This window comes from Acidisphaera sp. L21 (assembly GCF_009765685.1).
Lineage (GTDB): Bacteria > Pseudomonadota > Alphaproteobacteria > Acetobacterales > Acetobacteraceae > LMUY01.
Map to the genome: position 1 here is coordinate 4,618 of NZ_LMUY01000154.1, position 5,523 is coordinate 10,140.

At 64.0% G+C, this 5,523-nt stretch carries 5 protein-coding genes; 2 read left to right on the plus strand and 3 right to left on the minus strand.

The window, feature by feature from the left end; genetic code table 11:
• Positions 1–328: cupin domain-containing protein (locus GSQ76_RS29805; RefSeq protein WP_158747714.1), on the minus strand; the 328-nt coding region annotated here is incomplete at its 3' end.
• 297 nt (positions 329–625) lie between these two features.
• Here GSQ76_RS29805 and GSQ76_RS29810 point away from each other — a divergent pair.
• Together GSQ76_RS29810 and GSQ76_RS29815 are read left to right on the plus strand one after the other, a co-directional pair.
• Complete coding sequence (locus tag GSQ76_RS29810) at positions 626–1,642, plus strand: TRAP transporter substrate-binding protein (RefSeq protein ID WP_158747715.1); 1,017 nt, start codon at positions 626–628, stop codon at positions 1,640–1,642.
• Entirely contained in the window at positions 1,635–3,497 is a 1,863-nt protein-coding gene (locus GSQ76_RS29815; RefSeq protein ID WP_254070713.1) for a TRAP transporter large permease subunit, read from the plus strand. The genes GSQ76_RS29810 and GSQ76_RS29815 overlap by 8 nt, the downstream gene beginning before the upstream one ends.
• A gap of 42 nt (positions 3,498–3,539) precedes the next feature.
• Here GSQ76_RS29815 and GSQ76_RS29820 read toward each other — a convergent pair whose 3' ends face one another.
• Positions 3,540–4,709 (minus strand): cobalamin-independent methionine synthase II family protein, encoded by a 1,170-nt coding sequence (locus tag GSQ76_RS29820; protein WP_158747717.1) that lies wholly within the window; start codon positions 4,707–4,709, stop codon positions 3,540–3,542.
• Positions 4,710–4,828: 119 nt separating this feature from the next.
• Positions 4,829–5,523: class II aldolase/adducin family protein (locus GSQ76_RS29825; RefSeq protein WP_158747718.1), on the minus strand; the 695-nt coding region annotated here is incomplete at its 5' end.

Here is a 5,523-nt window from a genome sequence, read left to right on the forward strand (position 1 = left end):
AGATCCGCAGCGGCACTGTATCCGATGGGTTGCGAAAGAAATGCGGCACCCCAGGCGGTATCCAGCTCGTGTCGCCCGGGCCAACGGAATGCTCCGCACCATCGATCACTGCGACGGCCTGGCCGTCCAGCACGATCACGCTCTCCTCGCAGTCGTGGTAGTGCAACGGGATGGCAGCGCCAGGCGCGATCATGGTGATCCCGTTGATCAATTGGCGAGCGCCGGTGGAAGGCGTTACCAGAGGGATGGTGCGGGCGCCCCCACCACGATCGGCCACTTGCTGCTCGGCGGGACGGATAACCGCGGCGGTACGAGAGTCAGTCGACATTAATGTAGCCTCCCTCAACAGTGCCGTTTCGGATCGTCAACGAGTGCGACCTGGCCCAGTCTGTGAACGGAGCCTCGCGAAAGCGGCAATTCATCCCATAGTCGCATTCCGCCCCGGTCGTGAACCCCGATGATGCTGCAGCCGTGCGAGCCGCTCCGGCATAACTAGATAAAGATATCCTTATCTGCGACTTGACAGCCTTGGGCGGCTCAAGCCAATTGGCAACGCATCGAACGGCTTGACCGAAATGGCCATACCATCGAGCCTCCCGTCCATAAGAAACGAGGAACACGGACCATGAGCACGACACGCCGGCATTTGATGCTGCAGGGGACGGCCATGGCCGCCGTCGCTGCCGTCAACTTGTCCCCACGCCGCGCCCGGGCCGCCGAGTTCAACCTGCGGTTCGGCCATGGCTACCCCGATACCCACCCCTTGAACGTGCGCGCTCGCGAAGCCGCCGCACGCATCAAGGATGAGAGCAAGGGCCGCGTCGTCATCGACATGTACCCGAACAGCCAACTCGGTGGCGACAGCGACCTGCTGAACCAGGTGCGCTCCGGGGCGGTCGATTTCTTCAGCACCGGCGGGCTGATCCTGTCCACCCTCGTCAAACCGGCTGCGATTAGCGGCATGGGCTTCGCATTCTCGGACTACGACAAGGTTTGGCCGGCGATGGACGGCGAACTGGGCGCCTATGTGCGCGACGCATTCGCCAAGTCGAAGCTGCATGCCATGACCCGTATCTGGGATAACGGCTTCCGTCAGATCACCACCAGCAACCGCGCCATTGCCACACCGCAGGATCTGCAAGGCTTCAAGATCCGCGTCCCCGTTAGCACCATCTATACGTCGCTGTTCAAGGCGTTGGGCTCGGCCCCGACCAGCATCAATCTGGGCGAGGTCTATTCTGCCCTGCAGACCCATATTTGTGACGGTCAGGAGAACCCGCTGATCGTGGTGGATACGACGAAGTTCTATGAGGTGCAGAAATTCGTCTCGATGACGAACCACATCTGGGATGGCAACTGGGTACTTGCCAATGGCGACACTTGGGCGTCGCTTCCGGCAGACCTGCAAGGCGTCGTCGAGCGTAATTTCGACGCCTCCGCAATGGACCAGCGGGCAGATATCTTGCGGCTGAACACCTCGTTGCGCGACACGCTGGCCGGACGCGGTCTGGCGGTGAACACGCCGGATTCGGCGCCGTTCAAGCAGAAACTACGCGATGCCGGGTTCTACGCTTCGTGGCAGGGCCAATTTGGTGCGCAGGGCTGGGATTTGCTCGAAAAATACGTTGGCAAGCTTGCCTAGTCTGCAAACGCTGGCGCCGCCCACGCGCAGCACCGGGCTGCTGCAGACGATCGAGACGGGGCTGCGGCTGGCTGCCGAGATCCCGGCGGCGATTTTGATGCTGGCGGAAATCGGGATCCTGTTCACCGGCGTGGTGTATCGCTACGTGCTGAACGACCCCTTGGTCTGGTCGGACGAACTCGCCGGCACCTTGTTCCTGTGGCTGGTCATGCTTGGCGCCGCCGTCGCCGTTGCGCGGGGGGAGCACATGCGCCTGGTGCTCGGCCGCAAAACATTGTCGCCGCGCTGGCGGCAACGCCTGGACGGGTTTGCAACGGTGATGGTCGCGTTGTTCGCAGCCGAGATCATCGTGCCCGCCTGGCGCCACCAGCTCGACCAGGTGGTAATCGAGAGCCCGGCATTGGGCATCCCCGACGACTGGCGCGTGGCGGCGATGACGGTTGGGACTGCGCTGATCCTGGCGATGTCGGTATGTCGCCTGGTGCGGAACGGCCGGCTGTGGGATGTCGCCGGGTCACTGGCGGTGGCCGCCTGCGTGGCGGGTGCGCTTTACGTGCTGCGGCCTTGGTTGGTCGATATCGGCAACCTCAACCTCATCATCTTCTTCGTACTGCTGGTGGGGGGTTGCGTGCTGGCGGGGGTGCCGATCGCCTTCGCCTTTGGCACGGGCAGCTTCGCCTATCTGGCGCTGACCACCCGCATCCCGCTGACGATCGTGGTCAGCCGCATGGATGAGGGCATGAGCAACCTGGTGTTGCTGTCGGTGCCGATGTTCGTCTTCCTCGGCCTGTTGATGGAAGCAACCGGGCTGGCGCGGGTGCTGGTGGATTTCCTGGCGGCCTTGTGCGGCCATGTGCGCGGCGGCCTGTCCTTCGTGCTGTTGGGGGCAATGTTCCTAGTGTCCGGCATCTCCGGCGCCAAGGCCGCCGACATGGCCGCCGTGGCGCCGGTGCTGTTTCCGGAAATGCGCCGCCGCGGCGCCAATGAGGGGGAGTTGGTGGCGCTGCTCGCCACCTCGGCCGCAATGTCGGAGACGATTCCACCGAGCCTGGTGCTGATCATGATCGGCTCCGTGACGGGGGTCTCGATCTCTGCGCTGTTCACGGGGGGCCTGCTGCCGGCACTGGTCGTGGCAGCTTGCCTGATGGTGCTGGCCCGATGGCGGGCGCGAACGGAGGACCTCAGCCAGGTGCGCCGTGCGCCGGCACGGGTGGTGCTGCGCGGCTTCATCGCCGCCATTCCCGCCCTGGTGCTGCCCTTCCTGATCCGCGCCGCGGTGGTTGACGGTATCGCCACCGCCACCGAGGTTTCCACCTTCGGCATCATCTATTGCGTCGCCATCAGCCTGCTGGTGTATCGCCAATTCCCCCTGCGGCGCCTGTACCCGATGCTGGTGGAGACGGCGTCGCTGTCCGGCGCCATTTTGCTGATCATTGGGGCAGCAACGTCCATGGCCTGGGCGCTCACGCGGTCGGGCTTTTCGCAAAAGCTGGTGGACCTGGCCGTCAATGCGCCGGGCGGCCAGCTTGGATTCTGGGTCGCCTCCATCCTGCTGTTTGGCGTGCTGGGCAGCGTGCTGGAAGGTATTCCGGTGATCGTGCTGTTCGGCCCGCTGCTGTTCCCCGCCGCCCGGGCGCTGCACATCCACGAAGTGCATTATGCCATGGTGGCCATTCTCGCGATGGGTGCGGGACTGTTCGCACCACCGTTCGGCGTAGGGTTCTACGCCGCGTGCGCCATCAGCAAAGTGTCACCCGACGCTGCCGTGCTGCGGATCTGGCCCTATATCGGCGCGCTGCTGGTCGGGCTGGTCATCGTCGTAGCGGTGCCCTGGTTGTCGATCGGGCTGCTGTAGCGTCTGCCGGCGGGCCTCGTTGTGGAGGCCCGCCGGGTATCCTTATTTCAAGCCGAGCCGGACCGAGGCAATGCGCGCGCCTTCGGACAGGGCGGCCAGCTTGGCCCACACCACGTCGTCCGCCACTCGCCCACGACCGGCAGAGGTGTCGAAGCCGCAATCGGTGCCCGCCAGCACGCGGCTTGGGTCGCCGACCGACTGGGCCACACGCTCGATCCGTTCGGCCACCACTTCGGGGTGTTCGACGAAATTGGTCAGCGAGTCGATAACGCCGGCGATGATGACCTGGTCGTCGGCCAGCTTCATGTCCGCCAGGCAGCGGTGCTCATGCGCATGGCGGGGGTTGGCGAAGGGCAGCACGAGGCCACCGACCTTGGTCTTCTGAATGGTCGGCAGAATGTCGTGCAGGTCAACGTCGCAATCGTGCGGGCCCTCGTAATTGCCCCAGCAAACATGCATCCGCACGCGGTTACGCGGGATGTTGACCAGCGCATCGTTGATCGTGCCAACGACACGCTCGGCGAAATCCACGAACTCCGCCAGGGGGCGGTCCTGGTAGGTGATGTGCCGCTCTAGCGCCAGATCAGGCGCATCGATCTGCAGGATGTAGCCGTGGCGCACGATCGTCTCGTATTCGACCTGCAGCGCCTTGCCGAGCGCGGCCAGATAGGCGTCTTCCGTATCATACCAGGCATTCTGCATGGCCGACGCGATGATGCCAGGGGACGGCGCCGTCATGAACGGTTCGGTAAAGCCGCCGCCCGCCGCATCCATCGCGGTCCGGAAATCGGTGCATTCCGCCTCGACCATGGCGGTGTCGAGGTAATTCACCTCGCCGATCGCCTGCGGAACATCGGCCGTGTTGCTGAGCGATTTGCTGGTGTCCTGCGCCGCTAGCCAGCTCCGAAACCCGGCGTAGCGGGCGACGTCCCCGAAGGGCTGGCGCGACCAGCCGCCGCCGAAGCCACTCATGCGGTGGCGGACGTAGAGGAAGAACGCCTCGCGCTGCTGCTCGCCGTTGTTGCCAATATCGATGCCGGCGGCAATCTGCTTTTGCACCACGTCCAGCGTTGCGGCTTTGCCAAGGGTTTCCATCGCAGCAGCGTCGATTGGCTCGCCCTTGGCACGGCGAACATACAGTTCGGTCAACGCGGCCGGGCGCGGCAGGCTTCCGGTATGGGTCGTCAGGATCCGGTTTTGGCTGTGCAACATGTCGTTTTCTCCTGCCGCCTTGTTCGGGCGGCCAGGCGTATCTGTCAAATTGTTTGCCAGCGGCCCGGTGCGTTGCCGACCTTGGCGAATAGCTGGAGTTCAGGAACCCGTTTGACCGTCTAGTCGCGGAAGGACGCGTCCTTCCCGTCCAACATCCGGACCAGCGACGGCCAAGCCGACTCGCCAAGCTTCAGCGCGAACTCGCTGTCCGTGAGCAGCGTGCCAAAATAGCTCGACGCCTGCTCCGACACCGGGTGGAGCGGGGTGCCACAAGCCTGCGCGGCAACTTGGGCGGCGCAAGCCTTCTCCAGCGTGTGCATCAGCCAGAACGTCTCGCCAATCGATCGTCCGCAGGTGAGCAGACCGTGGTTGCGCATCACCAACGCCCAATGTTTGCCCAGATCGTTCGCCAGCGCGTTCCGCCCCTCCACCCCGGCCTCCATATGCTCGATAGAGTGGTAGCCGAGATTGTTGTGAAAGAAGCAGGCATGCTGGCTGGCCGAAATCAGCCCCTGAATCTGCATCGAGACGGCCATCCCCGCCGCCGTGTGGGTATGCATAACGCACACAGCGTCCGGCCGAGCCATGTGAATGGCGGAATGGATGACGAAGCCGGCCGGGTTCACCTTGTAAGGCGAGGGTAGGACCGCGATCCCGTCGCAATCGATCTTCACAAGGGACGAGGCCGTCACCTGCGAGAACAGCATGCCATGCGGGTTGATGAGGAAATGCTGGTTGCCACTGTCTGGCACTGCCATCGAGGTATGGGTGGCGGTGAGGTCGTCCCAGCCATAATGCGCGATCAGCCGGTAGC